Here is a 22,058-nt window from a genome sequence, read left to right as displayed (position 1 = left end):
TCTGAAAATCCAGCCATCTCATCATCCTAATGATGCCGATTGCGCGCTGAAGTACCGGGAGACGGCGTAGAGTTTGAAGATGCCGCTGATTCCGATCCAGCCGAAAAGGGCGAGCCAGCACAATGTTCCCGTCGCCGTCCAGTCGATCCGGTGCATTACGGCCTCGGTGATGACAAGGCCAAGGATGGCAAACAAGCCGACCAGAAACTGCGCCAGACCGAGCACCAGCAGCTCTTCGCGCGGCGCGCTTTTCCAGACGAGATATGTGCCGCCCGCTCCGGCGAGGAAGATGGCGCTGTAAACCTGAGCGTGGAAGGCGTCGATCGGCCACGGCCAAAAGCCGCCGAATGTCAGGGGAAACAGCAACAGACCGACGCCATAAAGCCCAAGGACCGCCATTTCCATCGACATATAGCCGCGCCATGCAGAGTTTAAGGTCACGCCCTTTGCGGAAGGACGGCCCCCGGCCCGCCACAGGAACAGCCCGGATACCGCGACCGAAGCAAGATAGACCAAGAACCAGAGCCAGGGCGCTTTCCGCTCGAAGTTGAAATAGCCGAGATTGATGAACGAAGCCGCCGAAACGATGACGGTGAAGATGAAGGCCATGACAAGCACTAGCCTGCCTGGCGACCAGCGATTCCAGACCAGCAGCGCCGCCATCACGGCCATTTCGGCGGTGTAGAAGCCGCCGAGGAAGCGGGCGTTGAACGGCGTGACGGCCCAAGGCCAGCGCGGCCTGACCAGCGCAGGCGCGAAAAAAAGGCCGGCGCCGACTGTCAGGACGATGACGACCCCCGCCGAGAAAAGCCGCAAGGCCGCGGGAAATGGCGGGTTGTCGGGTGTCGGCGCGGGAGAAAGTCCCAAAGATGAATACCCCATGGACCCACCATAGTACCGCTTGCGATCGGTGAAAATCCCGACGGATTGACACGTCGGCGGGCTTTTCATTCGAATGGCCGTACGATCCGTTTCGAAGTAAGATAGAGCGCTCGGAACGAAGACCGGTTCCGGTCAACCACCTCGGGGGTGCATTTTCCGGAGACTGCACGATGACCGAAATTCAGGATCTGTTCTCGCTTTTGCGGCAATCGACCGATGTCGATCCCCAGGCAATCGACGCGATCCGGCGGACCATCGCGGAAGGCAAGGATCATGAACTTTGCCGCATCAATGTGCCGGCTTTCGCCAGCAAGCATGGCCTCGACGAGGAACGCGCCATAAGCGCCTTCCTCCATGCGGCGCGGGTGGGCATCTTCGACATTTCATGGAATGTTCTGTGCCCCGGCTGTGGCGGCGTGCTCGACACCAACGCTACGCTGAAAACCCTGCAGAAGGACGAATACACCTGCGCGCTATGCTCCGAAGGCTATTCGCCGACCCTCGATGAGATGGTCGAGGTGACATTCACCGTCAGCCCTCGCGTGCGCAGGATTGCCGCCCACAATCCACACGAACTGCCATTGGTGGAATATTTTCGCCAGATTTACTGGGGATCCGGCGTCGATCTGCCGGAAGAGGATTTGGCGAAAAACATAGAAGCGTTCTCGCTGGAAGATATCGAATTGGCGCCGGGTGAAAAGGCCGTTCTGCCCATACAGCTTCCGTCCGAATTCATCATCGTCTTCGAGCCGGTCACCCATTCAGCGCAGTTCATCGACGCGAAGGGCGAACCAACAAAAGAGCGGCGAAGCCTGTCGTTGGCTTTCGACCGCGACCATGTCCAGAACCAGACACTGGAAATGCAACCCGGTCCGCTGCGTATTTCGCTGGAAAACAGGACCGACACCCGCGTGCTGCCGGCAGTTTTCATCGCCGGCGAGGCATTGCATAATCTCCTTAGCAAACGCCGGCCTTTTCTGACCGCCAAGCGCCTGCTCACCAACCAGACGTTCCGCGACCTCTATCGTACGGATACGCTCGACATCAACCAGCGCCTGAAGATCACCAGCCTCACCTTCCTGTTCACCGACCTGCGCGGATCGACCGCGCTTTACGAGCGGGTGGGCGACCTTTCAGCCTTCGATCTCGTGCGCGTGCATTTCCAGGTTCTGCACGAGATCGTCGCGGCGGAGGCAGGCGCGGTGGTGAAGACCATCGGTGATGCGGTGATGGCGACATTCGCGACGCCTGATCGCGCGATGGCTGCGGCCCTCAGGATGCGTGATGCCATGCGTGCGCTCAATGACAGAAGCGGGCGCGAGGATCTGCTGCTCAAGATCGGTGTCCATGCCGGCCCCTGCATCGCGGTGTCCATGAACGAGCGACAGGACTATTTCGGCCAGACGGTCAACATTGCTTCACGAGTCCAGAACCTGGCCAACGCACAGGCTATCTTCGCAACCCGCGCGGTGGTCGACGACAATCTCACCGCCGATCTGTTGCGCAGGAACGCTCTGACGCCCGTGCCTCACGAAGTCTCGCTGCGTGGCATCGAGCGGGAGATCGCGGTGTATACAATCCCCTGAGCAATCGGGCCGTCCAGAGCAATCCCAGGGAAAGTGTAAACGGTTTTTCGGGAAAAACGCGTAGCACTTTCCCTTGGAATTGCAGTAGAACAGCGTTTGCGTGAAAAGATGAGGCGCTCTCGGCCGCTCACACGCGCTTGCAGAGGAAATAACGATCGGCGGGCTCTGAAGTCGGCGCCGGGAGGCGTTGCAGCAGCGGGTGATCGAGCGGCGTGCCACTGACCGCGAAGCCGCCGACCCGAAGCAGGCTCGCAATCAGATCGGGAAGCCAGGTAGCAGTCACTGCATCCCGATCGTCATAGCCGGTGCCGATGTCGGCATGAACAAGGGCGGCTTCGATGCCAATGAACTTGCGGGCCGTCTCGCGTATTTCGCCGAGCACGAGGTTTTCGGCTTCGGGAATTGAGCTGGCATGTGCGCCGACTTCGCGGTCGAACACCACGATCCGGCGCCCGGGCAGGCGCTCGCGCAGATGGTGGAACGTCCGACCGTTGCCGAGGCCGAGCTCGAGTACAAGCCCCTCCATCTTCGCCACCTCGACGCAGACTTGGTCGAGAATGTCGCGCTGTGCGGTCATCCTGCTGATGAAATTCTCGAGGCGACTCATATGCTTTTGTGTGTCCTGAACCAGAAAGAGATCGTCAATGCCGCCGACAAGAACTGTTCACGGGTGAATCCCGAAGGCGTAGTGCGAAACTCGATCACGTGTCGGCACATATAGAGGCGGACCATGAACACTGCAACAACCGTACAGGCAGCCGGCAGGATCATACCGGGTGGAATAGGCGGCACGGCGCGCGGCAAAATAACAACTCATTTGTAGGGATCTGCGGCGTCCCGCAAGCCGTCACCGAGGAAGTTAAACGCCATGATGACGAGAATGACGGGAAGCATCGGCAAAAGCAGCCATGGATAGAATGCGATCACGCTGACGCTGCGCGCCTCGGTGAGCAGGATGCCCCAGCTGGTTATCGGCGCTCTCAGGCCGAGCCCGAGGAAGCTCAGCGCCGTCTCACCCAGGATCATGCCGGGAATGGAGAGCGTCGCCGTGGCGATCAGATGCGACATGAAGCCGGGAATGAGATGCCGGCCGATGATGCGGCTGCTCCCGGCGCCCATCAATTGCGCGGCCAGAACGTAATCCTCTTCGCGCAAGGCCAGAAGCTTTGAACGCACGGCCCGCGCCAGTCCGGTCCAGTCGAGCACTCCGAGGATCACGGTGATGCCGAAATAGATCAGGATCGGACTCCAGGTTATCGGCATGATCGCCGCCAGGGCCAGCCATAGCGGAATGCTGGGAATCGATTGCAGGACTTCGATTATCCGTTGAACGATCAGGTCGAAGATACCGCCGTGATAACCGGCCAGTCCGCCGATGACGATGCCGAGCAGGAAGCTGAAACTGATGCCGACGAGGCCGATTGTCAGTGAAATGCGTGCGCCATAGATCATGCGCGAGAGCACGTCGCGCCCCAGCCTGTCGGTGCCGGCCAGAAAGAGCTGGCCGTTTTCGGCAGCGCAGACAAAATGCCTGTCACCTTCGATCAGGCCCCAGAACCGGTAACTGTCGCCCTTGCAGAAGAAACGGACCCGCTGAACATCGCCCGGGTCGTCGATGTAGTTCCGCTTGAGCGTGTCCATGTCCAGCGTCATCTGGCGGCCATAGACGAACGGCCCGACGAACTCGCCGTTGTGGAACAGGTGCACCTGCTGCGGCGGCGAATAGATATAGTCCATGTTGCGCGTGTGCAGATTGTAGGGCGCCAGAAACTCGCAGATCAGTATCCCGAAATAAAGCACTATCAGGAATATGCCGGATACAAGGGCAAGCCGGTGCATGCGGAATTTCCACCACATCAACCGCAACTGCGACGCCTGAAAGACCTTCGACTGCTCCGCCGTCATCGCCTCGACCGACTGCAGGTCAAAGGGCGCGCTGGAAACGTAGTGTTCTAGTGGAGCACCCGGAGCGGGGAGCGGCGAATCCGTCTTCATTTGGTGCTGCCGCCCTGCAAACGAATTCGTGGATCAAGCACCGCCAGCGCCAGGTCGGAAATCAGGACACCGATGACTGTCAGGAAGGCTAGGAACATCAGGAACGACCCCGCCAGATACATGTCCTGGCTTTGCAAGGCCTTGATCAGCATCGGCCCGGTCGTTTCCAAAGACAGCACGATCGCCGTGATTTCGGCGCCGGAGATGATGGCCGGCAGGATAGAGCCGATGTCGGAAATGAAGAAATTGAGCGCCATGCGCAGCGGATATTTGACCAGAGCCCTGAACGGATGAAGGCCTTTGGCGCGTGCGGTCACCACATATTGCTTGTGTAGCTCATCGAGCAGATTGGCGCGCAGCCGCCGGATCATGCTTGCCGTGCCGCCGGTGCCGATGATTAAGACCGGGATCCAGAGATGGGCGAGTATCGACTTCGCCTTGGCCCAGCTCATCGGCTCGCTGAGATATTGCGGGTCCATGAGATGGCCGAGGGACGTGCCGAACCAGATGTTGGCGAAATACATCAGGATCAGCGCCAGCATGAAGTTCGGAATGGCAAGGCCCAGGAGGCCGAAAAAGGTCAGGCCGTAATCGCCCCAACTGTATTGATGCGTCGCGGAGTACATGCCGATCGGAAAGGCGATGAGCCAGGTGAAGATGATCGTGACGAAGGAAACCAGCACAGTCAGCCACATTCGGTCCCCGACGACGTCGCGAACCGGCAGCTCATACTCGAAGGAATAGCCGAAATCGCCGTGCAGCATCCCGCCGACCCAATAGAAGTAGCGAATGATCGGCGGCTTGTCGAAACCATATTCCTTGCGCATCATCTCGATGCGATCGGAATCCACCCCTTCGCCCTGTGCCCGAAGCTCGGCGACATAGCTGTCGAAATAGTCGCCGGGGGGAAGTTCGATGATCGTGAACACCAGCGCTGATATCACCAGCAGCGTTGGAACCATCACAGTAATGCGCCAGACAATATATCGAAGCACGCTCAGGACTCTCCAAGCCAGAATGTATCCGGCATGTAGACACCGAAATAGGCGGTCGGATCGTAGCCGAAGAGCGCCTTGTCAGGCAGATTGCGCAGCCGTGAGGACACCAGAATCGGCTGATGCGTTCCGTTCACGGTCCCGATCGAAAACACCTGATCGGTGTAGATCGACAGCATCGAATTCCAGATTTCGGCGCGCTCTGTCGCTTCGGTCGATGCGTTCCAGCGCTTGAGCAAAGCCATCAACTCGATCACTTCAGGAAGATCGGGCGCCTCGCCCATCTTGCCGTGAGACAAGTAGTGAGCACCCCAGAGCGGCCATTGCAGTTGATCGTCGATGGTGGGGGCCAGCTGGCTCGGGTTCATGTCGGCGGTCGGCACGCCATTGTCGATGCCCGACCACATCGACATCATGATCTGGCCGCCAAGCGCGCGGCTGCGGAAGATGTCGCGCTGCGAAGTCCGGATGAACAGGGCGATGCCGATCTTTCGCCAGTGATCGGTGATGAGTTCGAGCGCGTCGGTTTCCAGTGTGCTTTCGCCGGCGGTTTCCACGATTATCTGGGCAGAGCGTCCATCGGGAAGTATCCGCAGGCCGTCATCGTCACGTGCCAGAAGCCCGACCTCGTCGAGCAGTGCATTGGCCTGCTCGGGATCATGGGCAACCCAAGCTTTAGCGAATTCCGGCCGGTAGAGCGGGCTCTCGGACAATACCGTATCGGCGCTTTCCTGCGCCAATCCGTAGAACACGGCCATATTGATCTCGCGCCTGTCCACGGCGAGCGAAAGTGCGCGGCGCACGCGCACGTCACGCAGAAGGCCACGCCACACTTGGTCGGCGCAATTCAGATTCGGCAGCAGCGCCAGCCGAGAACCCTGTGTACGTTTCCACAGGTGCATCTTCACCGGATAGCGCTTCTCCGCGTCTTTCAGGAAGGAGTAGTCGCTGAAGTCAATTCCCATGCATTGCAGGTCGCTCTCGCCCGCACCGGTCTTGGCGGAGATGATCGCCGATGAGCTGACATTCATGATGATCCGGTCAACATAGGGCAGTTGCCGGCCGTTCTCGTCTATTCGATGAAAGAACGGGTTGCGCTCGAAGATGAATTGCTCGGCCGGCGGCTTGGTCCGGTTCTGCCAGGGGTCGAGCGTCGGCAGTTCCGGGTTCTCCGGGCGATACTGCCGCGACATGCGGATATGCAGGAGCGTCCATTTCTGGGTCCGGTTCTCCTTCATCAGGCCGGCGAGCCGGAATGAATCCTGATATTTCTTGTGGAACTGCTTGAGATAGGCGGCCGGCAGGACAAGCGATAGCGGCGAAGCGGCAGCGAGCTTGGGCAGGAAGTCTGGATTGGGCGCATCCCAGCTGTAGCGGACCGTCAACGGATCGACGATCTCGAAGCGTGGCGGCTTGCCGTCCGCCAGCAGGGCGGGGGCGAGCCCGCCTTGCGAAAGCTCGTCGTTCAGCCAGACATCTTCCCAACAATAGCGAAAATCCTCCGGCGTCAGCAGGCTGCCGTCAGACCATTTGTGCCCTTCCCGTATCTTGAAGGTGAAGACGCGATCATCCGCCACGTCGAAACGCTCGAGAATGTCGGGTTGCATGTTGAGCTTTTCGTCATAGCCGACCAGGCGAGAATACCCGTAGATCGTCATCATCCGGATATCTTTCTGGCTGCCGATGATTGTCCGCAGCGTGCCGCCATACTGGCCGGGCAGCCGGCCCATTGCAGCGAGATTCAGCGCGCGCGGACTCTTGGGCAGGCGCTCAGCGAGTGTCGGCAGCGCCTTGACCGTCAGTTGTTGCCGAAGAAATTCCGGCTCCAGATCGCCGGCGCGCGACGTCCCTGGCAGAAATGCCGAAGCCATGAGACCAAGGACGGTGCGCCGGCTGATCAATGGCGTAACTCACTGATATCGGCCGAATGTCTCGCCAGCACGAGGTGGCCACCGCCAAGATCGAGTGGTGACAGCCTATCTTCGTCGCCCTCGTCGCGGAATTGCGGTCCCCATGCGCTGGTGTCGGAAGCTCCGCTGAGCTTCAGCGTCTTGAAATCCATCGGCCTGTCGAGATCGGGGAAAGGTACCGCGGCGACCAGGGAGCGCGTGTAGGGGTGGATTGGTTTTCTGAGCAGAATTTCGCGCGGCGCAAGCTCGACGATACGCCCGCCGCACATCACCGCGATGCGGTCTGCCATGTAGTCCACCACCGCCAGATTGTGGGATATGAACAGGTAGGTCAGGCCCAGTTCTTTTTGCAGGTCCTTCAGAAGATTCAGGATCTGCGCCTGGACAGAGACATCGAGCGCCGAAACCGGCTCGTCGCAGATCAGGAGTTCGGGCCCTAGCGCCAACGCACGCGCGATGCCGATGCGCTGACGTTGCCCGCCGGAGAAACTGTGCGGATAGCGCTTTATGAAGCGCGGATCGAGCCCGATTGCCTGCATCAGGCTCTTGACCGTGGCGAGTCGGGACGCCGCATTGCCACGTTGATGGATCTCCAGCGGCTCGCTCAAGATGTTCTCCACCGTCATGCGAGGTGAAAGCGACGAAACCGGGTCCTGGAAGACCATCTGGATTTTCGCGCGCAATATGCGCAGGGCATCTCCCTCTGCGCCCAGGACGTCGGTCGGTCCATCGCGGCCGTTGAAGATCACAGAACCGCCGCTGGGGGTGATGGCCCGCATGAGGATCTTGCTGACGGTTGTTTTGCCACAGCCGCTTTCGCCGACCAGACCCAGACACTCACCCCGCCTGATGTCGAAGCTCACGCCGTCCACGGCGCGAACAGAGGTTTGATGACCCCCGCTGAACCATCCGGACTTGCGGGTGGTGAAGGTCTTTGTCAGATCCCTCACCGAAAGCAGAATGTCCTCCGGCCCCTTCGATGCCGGCGCAGTCTGCTTGCCGAGCAGGTTCCCAACGTTCACCGGCACCTCGCGAAGCGCCTTTAGCCTTTCACCAGGCTTCAGGTCGAAATGCGGAACGGCTGCCATCAGGCCCTTCAGGTAAGGGTGGCCCGGCCGGCGGAATATCGCCTCGACAGGCCCCATTTCCATGATCTCGCCATGGTACATGACCACCACCTCGTCGGCGACATTGGCGACCACGCCGAGGTCGTGCGTGATCAGCAGCATCGCCATGTTCAGCTTGGTCTGAAGCCCGCGCAGCAATTGCAGGATTTGCGCCTGGATGGTGACGTCCAACGCCGTCGTCGGCTCGTCGGCGATCAACAAAGCAGGCCGGCAGATAAGCGCCATGGCGATCATGGCGCGTTGCCGCAATCCTCCCGAAAGTTCAAATGGATACATGTCGTAGGCGCGCTTGGGATTGGGAAATCCGACAAGGCCGAGCATTTCCTCGGTCCGCGCCTTGCGCTCCGCCCGAGCCATAGGCGTATGAATCTGCAAGGATTCGCTGACCTGGTTGCCGATCGTGTGCAGCGGCGACAGCGATGTCATCGGCTCCTGAAAGATTTTGCCGATGCGACTGCCTCTCAACGCCCGGATTTCGGTTCCGTCACGCTGCATCTGCAGGATATCCTGCGTCGTTCCGGGCTTTTCAGGATCAGAAAACAGGATACGGCCGCGAACATGGGCCGTATTCGGCAAAATGCCCATCACTGCCTGGCTGAGAACCGATTTTCCGGAACCGGACTCGCCCACAAGCGCGGTAACCTTGCCGGGCAGGACGCGAAGATTTGCGCGCCTGACGGCATGCAACGGTCCCCCGATCATGGCAAAAGAGATGCCAAGATCCTCGATCCGCAGCAGATCAATGCCCGAATTCATCCTCACACCAGCCCCACTCTGGCAGTCTGCCGGGCGGCAGACCCAAAAGCGAGACTAGCGTATTGCCAGCCTAGAGCAACTTGGATTCGAATCGAATTCCGCGACGGAACCGGCGACCGGGCTGCACACCAAGGCTTTCGGACCGGATCGTGCCGGTTACTGGAGCTTCCTCCGGTCGCTTGCCGACAACCGCGCGGCATCGCGATGAAGCAGCATGACCTGCTCGGCGTCCGATATCCGGTCGTGAATCGGCGCAGCGTCTTCATCGAGGGCGAGAGCACCCGACAAATCGGGTGAAAGCACCGTCAGCTTCTGCTTGATACCCGCCAGTTCCTCCGTGCCGAGCGTCAGCCAACTGTTGTCGCCGCAATAGCTGGCGAAGTCCTTGCTGGCGAGAACGCTGTGCGGATATTTCTTGGTCAGGGTCTGGAGACGCTGGACCTCGTTTACAGCCGAGCCGAAGACAGAGAATGTCAGCCGGTCGGTAAGCCCGACATTGCCGAACATCACATTGCCGACATGCAGGCCGATACCAAACTTTATGTCGCCCAGTCCCTGCTCCTTTCTGCGCAGATTGAGTTCCATCATGCGCGCGCTGGCCTTGTGCGCTGCCGCAAGAGCAGCCTGGCAGGCGATCTCGGACTGCGAGCGATGCCTTTCGCAGGGGTAGACGGCGATGAAGCCATCACCCAGGAAACTCATGATCTGCCCGCCTTTGCGATTGAAAGGCGCAGCGATGGCATCGAAAAACTGGTTCAGCGTATCGATGTAGATTTCGCGACCGGAGGTTTCGGCAAGCCTTGTCGACCCGCGCATATCGCCCATGACCAATGCGGCCCGGATTGTGTCACCCTCGCCGCGCTTGATCTGGCCGTCCAGCACACGCCTGCCGGCGTCGCCGCCAAGATAAGTGGTCATCATGTTGTCGGCGAGCTTGGTGAGCACCGCCATCTTGGTGGCGATAGCGAGATAGTTCTGGATCCGCAGTAGCGCCGAAATCATGCCGTCGCTGAAGCCAGACGCACTGTCGGTCGACCACGACCCCATCATGCCCTGGCTGGTATCGCCGTTGAAGGGGTGCACGAAAGCCATGTAATCGGTGACGCCCATACGCCTGAGGTCGTCGAAAACAGGAAACTCCGACCGCACCGACGGGTCAAGCCGGCGCCGCAGGTGGTCGAGCTTGTTGCTGAGCAGATGGTAATATGGGCTGGTCAGGAATCTGTCGGAATGAACGCCGTTCTCACTGCGGAAGCCTTCCACTTCCAGGCCCTGGCCGCGAAGCCAGGTAAAACCAAGCGCGTCATAAAGCGGATGAAGCATCGAAAAGCTCAAATGCACCCGCTTCAGCGGCAGGCCGGCAGCAGCCAGCCGTTCACAAAAGCCCTTTACCAATGTTTCCAGGTCGTTGCCCGCCAGCGCCGATTGGCTCAGCCAGTCGGCAACTTTATCCATGAGAATGGTGGAAATTTCTGCTTGCGCTGTGCTCATGCCATCTCAAACCCGTCGAAGACGAGCCATCTCCTTTGATCCGCCACACAATCGAAGTCAGTGAAGCCGGCTTCGGCGACGAAAGCCGGCGAAGAATTTCCTAAATAACTCCTTGCAGGAAGGAAGCAGGCGTAAAACAGCATCTATCACCTGGAACCCTATGTGGCGAGGCTTCCGGCGGAGTGCAATCTCGATCCTGACATCGGGCAAAGAATTCGCCGTCTCAGACACCGTCGGGCCTTCACCACTGTCTCTTGGGCACCCCGAGATGGCCAAAAAAATTGCGTGTGTCGACGATCAGAGGAGCGTGATCAGCGATCGCCTGATAGTCGATCGCGTCGTGGCCGGTTGCCACGACGACAGCATCGAATCCTTCGGGGCTTCCGGTGTTTCGTCAGCGGTGTCGGAACGCAGATTATGATGGCATCGCAGACGGCTAGTTCGACAAATCCGCAGTGGCGCGGAACCGCCCGGTCGGCAAGGGCTGTCGACGTCACTGCCTCAAGGAGGATTGGCCGTTGTTCAGGCTCTCGACCTTCCGGGTTTCGATGTCGAAGCCGGAAAACCGGGGACCCGGCGCGTGCGATCGCAACCGACAGCGGCAACCCAGCATAGCCAGCCCGATCACGCTGACATGCGCGGCGCGCCTCGAAATCCGGTTAAGAAGACGGTCATATCGTGAGGCGTCCAAAAAATCTGCTTTCCCGTCAATTCGGACAGGTTACCCGCTCCCATGGCGAGGCTCACCGGTGCCAAGAACCATGAGTGAGGGCATATTGCGGAACTCGAATTCCGCAAGCAGTCAGCAGACCTGCGCCTTTGCCTTCAGGCTTGCGGCAGCCATCGCGTAGCCGCCGGCGGCGCCATCGATGAAGTGAACGTGATCGCGCTGCAGCGGCGAGATGACGAGGCAGGTCATCAAGGCGGACTTCTGGCGGTGCAGGCCATAATTGCAGATGCCCGCTTCTTCCGCCTGCTTCAGCCGGTCTTGGATACGATGCAGCACATCCGCGTCAACGTCGATGGTCATCTTCAAGCCGTCGTCGAACTTTCGGAAATCCGAATTGCTGGCCACCTCGCGTTTGTAGACCTTCGGATCGAAACGGCCAATCGTCCAGCCAAATCGATCGGTTGCAGCCGTAAGCGTCATCAGGAACACGATCCACAGCTTCGACCGCCACCGCCATCCTGCCGGGGCCATCGCCCGCGCCTCGACATCCAGGCCGGCGGGCAGCAGACTGTAGCCCGGGCCGTCCACCGGCACCGGGTGGCCATCGCGCTCCTGCCTGCCGGCGAGGGCGATGATGTCGGAAGCCAGAAACTGAAACCCGCGCAAGTCGCGCGACGCCCCCGGTGTGGCTATGATCGAGACGATTTCGCCATGCCGGGCCTCGATCGGGTTCCAACGGCAGGAGAGGCCGGTCAGATCCGGCCGCGCGCCGGCCGGCGCAGGATCGATGCGGTAGCGCCCCGCTTTCATCTCAGCTTCCGCCCAACTGCCGCCACCGCCGGCGAACATGGCATAGAAGGCCGCTTCGGAAGCCCGGAACCTCGCCACGCGAACGTCGAGGCCATGCGCCCTTATGTCCCCTATCGGCACGATCGCGGCGCGCAAGGTAAGGCCCAGTTCGTCCGCCACCCACCTTTGGACGGCCGCCAGCGCGTTGCGGGCAATCTCCAGCGCCGAGCCGGGAAACGCCACGAGCGCGCCGTCGCCGCCGAAGACAAAGGGGAGGTCTTGCCGACCCAGCGCATTGAGCAGCGCCGAAATGACGCTTGCGCCGGCCATATTGACGGTTTTATAGCGCCCCGCCTCGATCGCCTTGGTCGAGCCGACAATGTCGGCAGTGGCCAGCGCCCAGCCATCGGGGAGGGGCCGATAGTTATCGATGTCGGCAACGCTTTCGAACTTTGCGAAGACCGGCAAAGAAGCGACAAACGGGTCGGACGCGACAGCTGTTTCCATGGCCATTAGATAGCATATTCCACGGCTTGAAGGTGAAGTCGATTACGCTTGGAAATTGACTTGCGCAGGCTTTCCGGTGATAGGGTCGCGCGATGCGAATTGCCTTCTACGCGCCGCTGAAGTCACCCAATCATCCCGTTGTTTCCGGCGACCGCCAGATGGCACGGATGCTTGTCAAAGCGCTGGAGCACGGAGGGCATAGCGTCGAACTGGCATCTGAGTTGCGCTTCTATCTACGCCAGCCGGAGTCGAAAAGTTTCGAGGCACTAAAGATCGAGGCCGCAGAGGAAGCCGCGCGGCTGACCAAACTTTGGGGTCGTGACGGCAAGCCCGATCTCTGGTTCACCTACCATCCTTATTACAAGGCGCCCGACTTGATCGGGCCGGAGCTGGCGTCGGCCTTTGCTGTCCCCTATGTGACAGCGGAAGCCTCCTATTCCAGGCGACGCGAAGCCGGCTTGTGGGCCGATAGCCAAGCATTGGTGGCGCGAGCCATCGAACAGGCGGCGATGAACATCTGCTTCACCCAAAGGGATCGTCAGGGACTGGCGGATGCTATTCCCAAGGCCGCTTTCGGTATGCTTTCGCCCTTCATCGACACATCGGCATTCCGGGAAATCCCGGCACGGGGTTGTCCGACGCGCCTCATTACCGTCGCCATGATGCGCCCAGGCGACAAACTGGGCAGCTATCGCATGCTGGCGCAAGCGCTCGGCTTGATAGGTCACCTGCCCTGGACCATGTCGATCGTCGGAGACGGCCCAGCCCGCGACGAGGTCGAAGCGCAATTCGCCGACCTGCCCGCCGATCGTATCGAGTGGATTGGCTCGATCGAGCCAGCCGCCGTGCCGGATGTCCTTTACACCGGGGGAATCTATGTCTGGCCGGGTTATGGCGAGGCCTACGGCGTTGCCTATCTTGAAGCACAGGCCGCCGGCCTTCCGGTGGTGGCTCAGGACATCGCCGGCGTGCCGGAGGTCGTGCGGGATGGCCAGACCGGGTTTCTAACCCCGCCGGGCGATGTCGCGGCGTTCGCTTCCGCCATTGAAAGGCTTCTGGCCCGTGACGACGAAAGAACCATCATGGCCGCGGAAGCCAGGCGTTTCGTTCTCGAAGAACGTTCCCTCGGTGGCGCAGCTGCGCGTCTGGCCGGACTTATTGCGAAGGTCCCGGTCTCATGACGTCCGATCCGATCTGGCAGCCCTTGGTGGAAGAGCTGGCGCGCCTGCAACGGGCGGGCCGCAAGGCGGAGTTCTGGCTGCGCGACGACGACGCCGTGGATCCGACGCCTGCGCTTAATCGGCTGCTCGACCTCACCGGTGAATTCGCGGTTCCGGTCACTCTGGCCGTCATTCCGGCCCTGACCGACGCGAAGCTTGTCGCCCGGCTTGACCAGGCCCCGCATGCCACGGTCGCGATCCATGGCTGGGCGCACCGAAATCATGCGCCCGAGGACCAGAAAAAGCAGGAACTCGGCGCGCATCGGCCACGCGAGGCGGTGCTCGATGATCTGGCTCGCGGACTGTCGCGAGTAACCGGCCTGCACGGCGCACGTGCCGTTCCGATGCTGGTGCCGCCATGGAACAGGATCGACGCCGGCGTGGTATCCGACCTTGGATCGATAGGTTTTGCGGCCTTGTCAGTCTATGGGCCGCCGAAGCCGGCTTCATTGGCGGTCATCAACAGCAATGTCGACATCATGGATTGGCATGGCACGCGCGGCTGCCTCGATCATGGTCTATTGGTCCAGGCTATCATCGCACACTTGCAGCATGCATCCGACGGCGAGCCGATCGGCCTGCTCACCCACCATCTTGTACATGATGAATCGGCCTGGCTTTTCCTCGAACGATTGTTGACAGTCACCGCACAGGCTGAACCCTGTGCATGGCTTCCGATCAGGACATTGATCGGGCGCCGCGCGGGTAAAGGAAAATAGCTCAGCGCTTTCTGTGCGATGAGACCGGGAATTTGAGCATCTGGCCATCCCGCGCGGCAAAAGCGCCGGCAAACCTGTCCTTGGCCAGCTTCTCCATCTCGTCCAGTTGCTCGTCGGTGCGTGTCGGATCGTGGTGAAACAGCGCAAGCGCCCGTGCACCAGCAGCCTCACAGAGCTTGACGCCCTGTTGCCATGTCGAGTGCCCGTTACCGCGGCGGCGTTCCATTTCCTTCTCGGTGTAGGTGCAATCGTAAATGACGAGGTCGGCATCTTCGATCAGGTCGAGCACCGACTGATCGAGTTTGTCCGGCTCGTGCTCGGTGTCGGTGATCACCGCCACGACGCGGCCGCCCCATTCGATCCGGTAGCCTATGCAGCCTCCCGGATGGGCGAGACTGCCGGTCCGAACCACCACCCCTTCGCGCGGCCGAAGCACGTCTCCGGATACAAAATCGCGGCAGTCGAGATTTGCCTTGCAGACGTTCATTTTCACCGGAAACCACGGCGGCCGTATGAACTCATCGATAATCTGCCGGGTCGTCATGCGTCCTGCAAGATGCCCGGACCAAAGCGTAAGTTTGACGCTCGGGTCGAAGATAGGCGCAAAAGCCGGCAGCCCGATGATGTGATCGTAATGGCAATGGGTGAAAAGCAGGTCGAAATCGGTTACATCCGACGCCTGAAGCGCCCTACCGGCAGGCCGCAGGCCAGAGCCTGCGTCGAACAGAAGCGTATGCTTGCCGCATCGCATCTCAATGCAGATTGTGTTGCCGCCATAGCGAGCGAATTCTGGCCCGGATACAGCAATGCTGCCGCGCACGCCCCAAAATCTGACCAGGAAAAAATCGTCGTCCATGCTACCTTTCGCTCATCATAGCTCTAGGCGCTTCGTGCGTCGATCAGATCCGCGGTCGTATGGCTTAGCCGATCGGCAAGAACCCGCAATATCTCGATGGTCATTTCCGGGAACTCCTTCATAAGCCTCAGGAAATGATCCTTGCGGATTCTCAAGGCCTCCAGATCACTTGCCGCGCTGACGGTGGCAGTGCGGGAGCTGTTGCACAATATGGCGATCTCGCCGACGATCGAATTTGGCAGCAGTTCGGCAACCTTTATCGGCCCGCTGTCGGAATCGACCAGAATATCCGCCCTGCCTGAAAGGATGACATAGGCAGCGTCTGCCTCGTCGCCCTGCCGGAAAAGAATCTGGCCGGCGCTGTAATTCACGCGATCGGATGTGAACGCGAGCAGCTTGAGCTTTGCCGGCTCAATGCCGGAGAACAAGGGAACGCGTTGCAGCATTCCAACTTCATCCTTGAGCAGCATTGTCGCAAACCTTCCTAAATTCGCGTCTGCCAGACTATGACAGAAGTTCCTTGAAGATACCGTTCTCTGCCAAAAGTGTCTCGTGTGTACCGTCTTCCACCAATTGCCCCGAGTCAAAGACGATAACGCGATCGAACATCATCGCCATTGCCGGACTCGTCACGACCCACACAATTGCCGGCGAATGGCCGTCGCGTCTGGCTTCCTCGAGCACGTTTCGCAGCACCTTGTCCTGAACGCGCTGGTCGAGCGCCGACAGCGGCCGGTTGAGAATGAGAAAATCGGGACGCTTGAGCAGAGCCCGGGCAACATCGAGCTTCTGTCGCTGTCCGCTGGTCAGCCGCCTTCCACCGGCGCCGACGTTGAAGTCCAGGCCGACATCCAGAAGCTCGGCATAAAGCCCCAGCTCGTCAAGAATGTCATAGACGATGGAGCGTATGCGGTCCGGCGCGTCGGGATGGTTGTTTCCCACACGGCCGAACAGGACATTGTCCATGACGGTGGCCGCCGCAATGTATTTGGCAGGATCATACCGTTCGATCGCGTTGTGCAGCTCGGGCGGCAGGTTTTCATAGAACCGGTTGCGTGCGGCGACGATCTTGCTCATCAACTCGTCGGTCAGCAGGCCGAAGCGGTGCCGGGGCTCGATATAGGCAAAGCTCAAGGTGATGATCATGGCGCGGTCGGCCTCCGAAACCGCCTCGTAGGGGCGGTTCTTGAGCCGCTGCAGCAAGGTCTCGTAGGCGGGGATCTCCTCGGCGCTCATGAAGGCGAGCTGCTGGAAGAACTGGTGATCTGGCGGCAGGTCGGCAAACAGCTCGATCGCCTGTTCGGCGATCTCCATGCCCATCTCGTAGAGCGTGCTGTCGAGGCCGGCCTGCTTCAGCACGGAAGCAAAGTAGGGATTGGCCGCCAGAGCCTTGTCGGCCAGTTCGGGGCCGGCGGCGGCGCCGAAAAGCAGGTTCTGGCCGATCGTCGCTTCCGTGTTGTAAGCGCCCGGCTCGAAAGGAACCACCAGTTCGCGCAGCCCTTCCTGTTCGAGCCGGGTTCGCAGCGCTGCACGCAGTTCGACGATCCGCCCGGCGAGCTTCGTGTGACGCGTGAGGTCGGCCGAAGAGCGCAAGCCAAGATCCAGAATGTCGCGCGACAGAAGAACCGCGTCGAGCACCCGGCGCACCGCTTCAAAGAGGTCGTGCGGGCCGGTAGCACCGGCGGAAGCATAGTCGATCCAGTCGCTGTGGACGTCGAAATCCGGATTGCCCGACCGGCGCGCCTCGTCCATGTTCCAGCGCTGCTGGTCTGCCGCGGTGCCGTCATAAGTCACCGATGTCAGCGGTGCATGCTTCAACCCGTAGAGCAAGTTATCGCGCAGGCTTGCTTGGAACAGGAAAACATCCGACGAGGCGTAGGACATGCGCCGGCCGGTCACGGCTTCGGGGAGTTCAAGCAGGTCATCGGCGCCCGAAGCGACCTTTCCACTCTCTGGCCAGTTCAGCCGCGCGAAGGCTTCTGCTAGCGCCTCTGCTCCGCCTGTCGGGGTGCTGACCAGCGCCACCGTCTCAGCCGGCTTGACCTGCATGGAGACACGGTTGAGGAGCATTGCACCGCCATCGTCTGCCATGGACAGACCGACCGCCGACAGCGGGTTTGTCATCGGACCGGGATCGTCGATCGCCAGTGCCGCGATTCCCGGCGCAATGATATCCTCGACGGTGAACTGTTCAACGACCTGCTGATATTTGACCTGGACATCCTGCCGATCCTGATCCCAGTCGATCAGCTCCTTCATCGGTCCGGGCAGGTCCTTGTAGGCTCCGATCACCGCCACGAGCTGACCGACGTCCAGCCGGCCCCCTATGACCAGATACCCGCCGATCATGTAGAACAGAAAGGGCGTGAGCTGTGCGAGAAAATTGTTGAGGAACTTTACCATGAATTTCCATTGGTAAAGATCGAAGCGGATCTTGAAGATGAGCCCTAGCCTAGCAGCTATGTCGGCGCGCTCGTAGTTCGACGTGTCGTGGACGTGAACCGCGCCGATACCGTCGACGATTTCGCCAACCCGGCCGGAAAGCGCGCGCGCCGTCAACTGCCGTTGGCGCCCAAGCACGAGCAGCCGCCGCCGCATCCGCGGGATGAGTACGATCTGGATGATCACGATCACCATCGCTATCATTCCGAGCCAGACGTTCTGGACCATGATGAACAGCATGGCCGTCAGCGCCTGGCCGCCGAGCAGCACCGGCTGCAGGAAGGCATCGCCGATAAAGCCGCCCAGCGGCTCCACCTCATCCTTCACCATGGTCGCCACTTCGGCGGATTTCACCCGCTTGAAGTAAATCGGCGGAAACCGCAGCACACGATCGATCAGATCGAAGCGAATACGCCGCAGCATGCGTTCGCCGAGGCGGCCCTTGTAGGTGTTGATGTAGAGTTTGAACAGGCCGTTGATGACGACCAGCAAGAGGAACACAAGGCTCAGGGCAAGCAGCGTCTCCTTGCGGTCCAGCTGAAAACCGGAGAAGAACTGGACCTCGCCAATGAACGGCAGGTTATAGTGCAATTTCATGAAGGGCAGGGTCGCGCCGGGTTGCTCGAACCCCTTCCCCTGGATCGGGCCGTTGACGATCAGCTTCGGCAGGTCGAAGGACATGAAATATGGGATCATCGAAAGCAGGACGATCATCAATATCCAGATCTGCTGCTTCCGGGTGTGCGTCCAGATATAGCGGGCTAGGCTGGGTTCCATATGCGGCTGTCAGTTTGGAGGAAGCAGGCGGTGAAAGCACCTGCTGGCAAACGATGTATCGGCAATGTCTTCGCGGATGGACGCCGCTGGTCCGGACAGACGCAACCGGCCCCCTTCGTGACCGTGCAACGGCGAAACGGCTGGTGGCATAGTCTCATCCGCAAGTCGAACAGCCTTGGGTGAGGCAATATTGCGTTGTGTAGCCCGAAATCCCAACATAGAAGACGAATATGATGGATGTCACGCAAGCACGCAATGCCGGCATTGACGGGCACGAACAAGCCTTGGACCTCGCCCGGGGAATTGCCGCCTATGTCGACCACCCTCTTGTCGCCGGGCTGGCGCGGGTCATCGCCAAGTATCCGACTGCCGATATCGCCAACGCCTTCAACCACAAGCAGGTCGCCTGCAAGATGTGGGCGCTCGACAAGCTGTTCGAAAACGACGGCGGCCGGTTCGGGCGCATATGGGTTCTGGGCGGATGGTACGGCGTATTGCCGGCAATGCTTTTCAACGACGCCCGTTTCGACATTGCGGCGATCGACAGCATCGACATCGATCCTGAAGTCGGGCCGGTCGCCCGGACCCTCAACCGGGAAGCCGGCGACCGCTTCCGGGCGCTGACGGAAGATATGTACGCACTCGACTATGCGGCCGGTCGGCCCGACCTGGTGGTCAATACGAGCTGCGAACACATAGCCGACCTGGGTGCCTGGCTTGCCCTGCTTCCGCGGGGCACGAAGGTGCTACTGCAATCGAACGATTACTTCAGCGAGCCGACGCACATCAACTGCGTGGCTTCGCTTGCAGCCTTCGAAGCAATGGTGGCGCTACGGGAGATCAGGTTCTCCGGCGAACTGCCGACAAAAAAATATACCCGCTTCATGCTGATTGGAACTGTTTGAAGCGCGTTGCGCGAATCCAACCGAGATATGACCTGCGCTAGGATTTCGAGGACCAGGTTCGATGCCGCTCGCGCAGGATTTGCGCCGAGTGACGGGCGCCTTCCAGATCGAGACGATGCGCGGCTGGCGTCGGTCCCGCAAGCGCCTGTTCGATCGCTTGCGCCAGACACTCAGGCGTCAGGTCCTTTTCCATCCGCACCGTTGCAAGACCGAGTTCTTCGAGCATCAGGGCTCGAACCGTCTGTTCCGTTTCCCCGCCGGCTGCAAAGGGAACGAGCAGCGAGCGACAGCGCGCGCGAAGGACATCGCAGACAGTGTTGTAACCCGCCTGCGAGACCGACAGGCGGGCGCCGGTCAGCAAGCTGGCGAAATCCTCGCGAAACCGAAAGATGGACAGGCCCGGCGTGGCATCGCGTGTAATCGCGTCAAACTCGTCCTTCGGCAAGTTTGGGCCGGTGATCAGACACCATTTCCAGGCGTTGTCGGCATTCCGCGCTGATGCGATGGTGGACCGGACAAGGCTCTTTCCGGCGGCTCCGCCGCCAACCGACACCACAACGTCGAAACGCTCGGAGGCCGCGGGCGCTGGTGGCGCGGCAACGAGCCCTGTGTACGCAACCTCGGCCCTGATCGCTCCCGCCAGTGGAAATGTCTTGTCTAGGGTTGCGAAAGCCGGATCGCCATGGACCATGACAAGGTCAAAATGCCTGTTAACGAGATCGACCGTTTCCTCGTTTCGGCCCGGCTTGACGCGCTCCTGAAGGATATCACGGACGGACGTCACCAGCAGCGGTCTGGGCGACGCCGCGTCGATGGCCTCGATCAGCGGCAAGAGTTCGAAACGCATCTGCCGGCGCCCAAATGGAAACGCCTCGACAATGACGATATCAGGCCTGCAATCCCGGAATGCCTGCAGCAGCATCTCTGAACGCCGTTTCTTGAAATCATCGTCAATGGGCTTGCCCTGCAGGTCGACAAGACCGGAAAATCCTTCATCACCGGAGGTAACAGATGGCAGGGTTACAGATATTGCCCCCAATCCCGGAAACCCCGCGACCGGCGCTCCGCCAGTGACGATGGTTACGTCAAACCCGTCATCGACCAGAGCCGCCGCGACGCGGCTGGAGCGCGCGAGATGGCCGATGCCGAGCAGGTGCTGGACATAGAAGAAAGCGCGCAGCCGCTTCATTCGGCGGCCCGCCACTCCCGTTCGAACAGCTCCTTGAGCTGTCCAATGCTTGCCATGTGATCGAAATTGCCGCGCACGCGCGCCTCTGCGGTGTCGCCGAGGCGGGCACGCAGCACGGGATCACGGATCAGTCGCTCCAGCGCCTGTGCCAGGGCAATTGGGTTTTCCGTCGGAACCAGTAGCCCGGTTTCATCCGGCGATAAAAGCTCCGGCACGCCGGAAACATCGGTCGACACGCAGGCAAGCCGCTGGCTGGCCGCCTCCACCAGAACATTCGGCAGACCATCGCGGTCGCCATTTGCGGTGATCCTGCAGGCCAGGGCGAAGATATCGGCGCGGCGGTAGTGCTCAAGCACCTCTTCCTGCGCGAGCGCGCCTTTCCAAGAGATGCGACCATCCAGTCCGAGTTTTTGCGCCAACGCCTTGAGCCGCTCCAATTCCTCGCCGCCGCCAATATGCTCGAAACGCCACGCTAAATCACCGGGCAAGAGGGCAAGGGCCTCCAGCAAGGTGTCGAAACCTTTCTTTGCAACGGCGCGCCCGACACTCAGAACGATAACCGGTTCGTCCGGCGCCGAGCCGTCATGCTGTTTTCGTGCCTCGCCGAAAATGCCGAAGCGATCAAGGTCGAGCCCATGATAGCTCAAATGCACTGACGAGTTGCCGTCGGCGAGTTTTTTCAGACGGTCGAAGCCCGTTTTCGTGCAAGTTACCGTCCAGCGCGCCGAGGAAAGCTTGCTGGCCAGATCCCAATCCGCCGAAGTCCAGATGTCCTTGGCATGGGCCGAGCAGCTCCAGGGCAGACCAAGAAGCTGGCTGGCATAGCGCGTCACCGATGCCGGCGTGTGCGCGAAATGCGCATGCAGCCATACCGCGTCTTCGGGCCATTCGGCCGCTAGCACGAGCGCTTGCCCGAAACGGCGCGCGCGATTGCGCGTAAAGTCGCGCGGCATATCGACGGCCAGCGATCCCAGTGCACGCCAGAAGCCCGGCCGCTGCAAACAAGCAGAAAGCGAGCGAACCACGCGCAGCGGCTCTTCATGCAGATATTCCGGCAGATAATGGACGGGCGCTTTGATCTCGTCATGCACGGGGTGGCGTTTTGCGTCGGTCGGCCGCCTGAGCGCAACGAGTATCAGATCGAACCCCGCACGCTCCAGTCCGAGCAGTTCCTGCGCGATGAAGGTTTCCGACAGCCGCGGATAACCCTTCAGAACCACGACGATCTTGCGATGTTGCAAC

At 60.4% G+C, this 22,058-nt stretch carries 17 protein-coding genes; 4 read left to right on the top strand and 13 right to left on the bottom strand.

What is annotated here, in order from left to right; genetic code table 11:
* Positions 1–21: 21 nt before the first annotated feature.
* Positions 22–663, bottom strand: coding sequence for a hypothetical protein (locus tag AC0L2U_RS21085; RefSeq protein ID WP_473602610.1), 642 nt, complete (start codon positions 661–663; stop codon positions 22–24).
* Between the two features lie 389 nt (positions 664–1,052).
* Between AC0L2U_RS21085 and AC0L2U_RS21080 the strand changes: the two genes are divergently transcribed.
* Positions 1,053–2,468 carry an adenylate/guanylate cyclase domain-containing protein gene (locus AC0L2U_RS21080; protein WP_128287409.1) on the top strand — a complete coding sequence of 472 codons (1,416 nt, stop codon included), beginning with the start codon at positions 1,053–1,055 and terminating at the stop codon, positions 2,466–2,468.
* Positions 2,469–2,595: 127 nt separating this feature from the next.
* Here the strand turns inward: AC0L2U_RS21080 and AC0L2U_RS21075 are convergent, their stop codons facing one another.
* The 7 genes from AC0L2U_RS21075 to AC0L2U_RS21045 form a co-directional block, all read right to left on the bottom strand.
* Positions 2,596–3,075, bottom strand: coding sequence for a class I SAM-dependent methyltransferase (locus AC0L2U_RS21075; RefSeq protein WP_023809557.1), 480 nt, complete (start codon positions 3,073–3,075; stop codon positions 2,596–2,598).
* Between the two features lie 206 nt (positions 3,076–3,281).
* On the bottom strand, positions 3,282–4,463 hold the full coding sequence (locus tag AC0L2U_RS21070; RefSeq protein WP_127811229.1) for an ABC transporter permease: 1,182 nt from the start codon (positions 4,461–4,463) through the stop codon (positions 3,282–3,284).
* On the bottom strand, positions 4,460–5,458 hold the full coding sequence (locus tag AC0L2U_RS21065) for an ABC transporter permease (RefSeq protein WP_127395737.1): 999 nt from the start codon (positions 5,456–5,458) through the stop codon (positions 4,460–4,462). Before AC0L2U_RS21065 ends, AC0L2U_RS21070 begins: the two co-directional genes overlap by 4 nt.
* Positions 5,459–5,460: 2 nt before the next feature.
* Positions 5,461–7,359, bottom strand: coding sequence for an ABC transporter substrate-binding protein (locus AC0L2U_RS21060; RefSeq protein WP_127395736.1), 1,899 nt, complete (start codon positions 7,357–7,359; stop codon positions 5,461–5,463).
* Positions 7,356–9,251, bottom strand: a complete 1,896-nt coding sequence (locus AC0L2U_RS21055; protein WP_127395735.1) for an ABC transporter ATP-binding protein — start codon at positions 9,249–9,251, stop codon at positions 7,356–7,358. Before AC0L2U_RS21055 ends, AC0L2U_RS21060 begins: the two co-directional genes overlap by 4 nt.
* A 156-nt stretch (positions 9,252–9,407) precedes the next feature.
* Positions 9,408–10,742 carry an adenylate/guanylate cyclase domain-containing protein gene (locus AC0L2U_RS21050; RefSeq protein WP_127811228.1) on the bottom strand — a complete coding sequence of 445 codons (1,335 nt, stop codon included), beginning with the start codon at positions 10,740–10,742 and terminating at the stop codon, positions 9,408–9,410.
* A gap of 802 nt (positions 10,743–11,544) precedes the next feature.
* The gene (locus tag AC0L2U_RS21045; protein WP_245463554.1) at positions 11,545–12,708 is read right to left on the bottom strand and encodes a DUF3095 domain-containing protein; all 1,164 of its coding nucleotides are present in this window, start codon (positions 12,706–12,708) and stop codon (positions 11,545–11,547) included.
* Between the two features lie 92 nt (positions 12,709–12,800).
* On the opposite strand from AC0L2U_RS21045, the gene AC0L2U_RS21040 reads away from it, so the two are divergent.
* Together AC0L2U_RS21040 and AC0L2U_RS21035 are read left to right on the top strand one after the other, a co-directional pair.
* Positions 12,801–13,889, top strand: a complete 1,089-nt coding sequence (locus AC0L2U_RS21040) for a glycosyltransferase family 4 protein (RefSeq protein WP_127395733.1) — start codon at positions 12,801–12,803, stop codon at positions 13,887–13,889.
* Positions 13,886–14,647, top strand: coding sequence for a polysaccharide deacetylase family protein (locus tag AC0L2U_RS21035; RefSeq protein ID WP_473602608.1), 762 nt, complete (start codon positions 13,886–13,888; stop codon positions 14,645–14,647). Before AC0L2U_RS21040 ends, AC0L2U_RS21035 begins: the two co-directional genes overlap by 4 nt.
* A 1-nt stretch (position 14,648) precedes the next feature.
* Here the strand turns inward: AC0L2U_RS21035 and AC0L2U_RS21030 are convergent, their stop codons facing one another.
* Genes AC0L2U_RS21030 through AC0L2U_RS21020 form a run of 3 tightly spaced genes read right to left on the bottom strand, consistent with a single transcriptional unit; the run spans position 14,649 to position 18,722 of the window.
* Positions 14,649–15,503: an MBL fold metallo-hydrolase gene (locus AC0L2U_RS21030; protein ID WP_127811227.1), complete on the bottom strand. Its 855-nt coding sequence runs from the start codon at positions 15,501–15,503 to the stop codon at positions 14,649–14,651.
* Between the two features lie 23 nt (positions 15,504–15,526).
* Entirely contained in the window at positions 15,527–15,973 is a 447-nt protein-coding gene (locus AC0L2U_RS21025) for a cyclic nucleotide-binding domain-containing protein (protein WP_127292062.1), read from the bottom strand.
* 34 nt (positions 15,974–16,007) lie between these two features.
* Positions 16,008–18,722, bottom strand: a complete 2,715-nt coding sequence (locus tag AC0L2U_RS21020) for an ABC transporter transmembrane domain-containing protein (protein WP_127326884.1) — start codon at positions 18,720–18,722, stop codon at positions 16,008–16,010.
* A 230-nt stretch (positions 18,723–18,952) separates the two neighbouring features.
* Here AC0L2U_RS21020 and AC0L2U_RS21015 point away from each other — a divergent pair, with 230 nt between their 5' ends.
* Complete coding sequence (locus AC0L2U_RS21015) at positions 18,953–19,627, top strand: class I SAM-dependent methyltransferase (RefSeq protein WP_164873903.1); 675 nt, start codon at positions 18,953–18,955, stop codon at positions 19,625–19,627.
* Between the two features lie 37 nt (positions 19,628–19,664).
* On the opposite strand, the gene AC0L2U_RS21010 is transcribed toward AC0L2U_RS21015, so the two are convergent.
* A complete protein-coding gene (locus tag AC0L2U_RS21010) occupies positions 19,665–20,816 on the bottom strand; it encodes a glycosyltransferase family protein (RefSeq protein WP_127811226.1) in 1,152 nt (383 codons plus the stop codon).
* Positions 20,813–22,057, bottom strand: coding sequence for a glycosyltransferase (locus AC0L2U_RS21005; protein ID WP_127811225.1), 1,245 nt, complete (start codon positions 22,055–22,057; stop codon positions 20,813–20,815). Before AC0L2U_RS21005 ends, AC0L2U_RS21010 begins: the two co-directional genes overlap by 4 nt.
* Position 22,058: the final 1 nt, after the last annotated feature.

Source organism: Mesorhizobium sp. WSM4808, assembly GCF_055811675.1.
The sequence above is the reverse complement of the archived record's forward strand: the minus strand, read 5'-3'. Positions and strand labels throughout refer to the sequence as shown.

Coding starts and splice junctions, on each gene's coding strand:
- AC0L2U_RS21020 (WP_127326884.1), bottom strand. CDS start 18,722: ATGGAACCCAGCCTAGCCCGCTATATCTGGACGCACACCCGGAAGCAG.
- AC0L2U_RS21040 (WP_127395733.1), top strand. CDS start 12,801: ATGCGAATTGCCTTCTACGCGCCGCTGAAGTCACCCAATCATCCCGTT.
- AC0L2U_RS21035 (WP_473602608.1), top strand. CDS start 13,886: ATGACGTCCGATCCGATCTGGCAGCCCTTGGTGGAAGAGCTGGCGCGC.
- AC0L2U_RS21070 (WP_127811229.1), bottom strand. CDS start 4,463: ATGAAGACGGATTCGCCGCTCCCCGCTCCGGGTGCTCCACTAGAACAC.
- AC0L2U_RS21025 (WP_127292062.1), bottom strand. CDS start 15,973: ATGCTGCTCAAGGATGAAGTTGGAATGCTGCAACGCGTTCCCTTGTTC.
- AC0L2U_RS21050 (WP_127811228.1), bottom strand. CDS start 10,742: ATGAGCACAGCGCAAGCAGAAATTTCCACCATTCTCATGGATAAAGTT.
- AC0L2U_RS21010 (WP_127811226.1), bottom strand. CDS start 20,816: ATGAAGCGGCTGCGCGCTTTCTTCTATGTCCAGCACCTGCTCGGCATC.
- AC0L2U_RS21015 (WP_164873903.1), top strand. CDS start 18,953: ATGATGGATGTCACGCAAGCACGCAATGCCGGCATTGACGGGCACGAA.
- AC0L2U_RS21075 (WP_023809557.1), bottom strand. CDS start 3,075: ATGAGTCGCCTCGAGAATTTCATCAGCAGGATGACCGCACAGCGCGAC.
- AC0L2U_RS21045 (WP_245463554.1), bottom strand. CDS start 12,708: ATGGAAACAGCTGTCGCGTCCGACCCGTTTGTCGCTTCTTTGCCGGTC.
- AC0L2U_RS21080 (WP_128287409.1), top strand. CDS start 1,053: ATGACCGAAATTCAGGATCTGTTCTCGCTTTTGCGGCAATCGACCGAT.
- AC0L2U_RS21085 (WP_473602610.1), bottom strand. CDS start 663: ATGGCGGCGCTGCTGGTCTGGAATCGCTGGTCGCCAGGCAGGCTAGTG.
- AC0L2U_RS21055 (WP_127395735.1), bottom strand. CDS start 9,251: ATGAATTCGGGCATTGATCTGCTGCGGATCGAGGATCTTGGCATCTCT.
- AC0L2U_RS21030 (WP_127811227.1), bottom strand. CDS start 15,503: ATGGACGACGATTTTTTCCTGGTCAGATTTTGGGGCGTGCGCGGCAGC.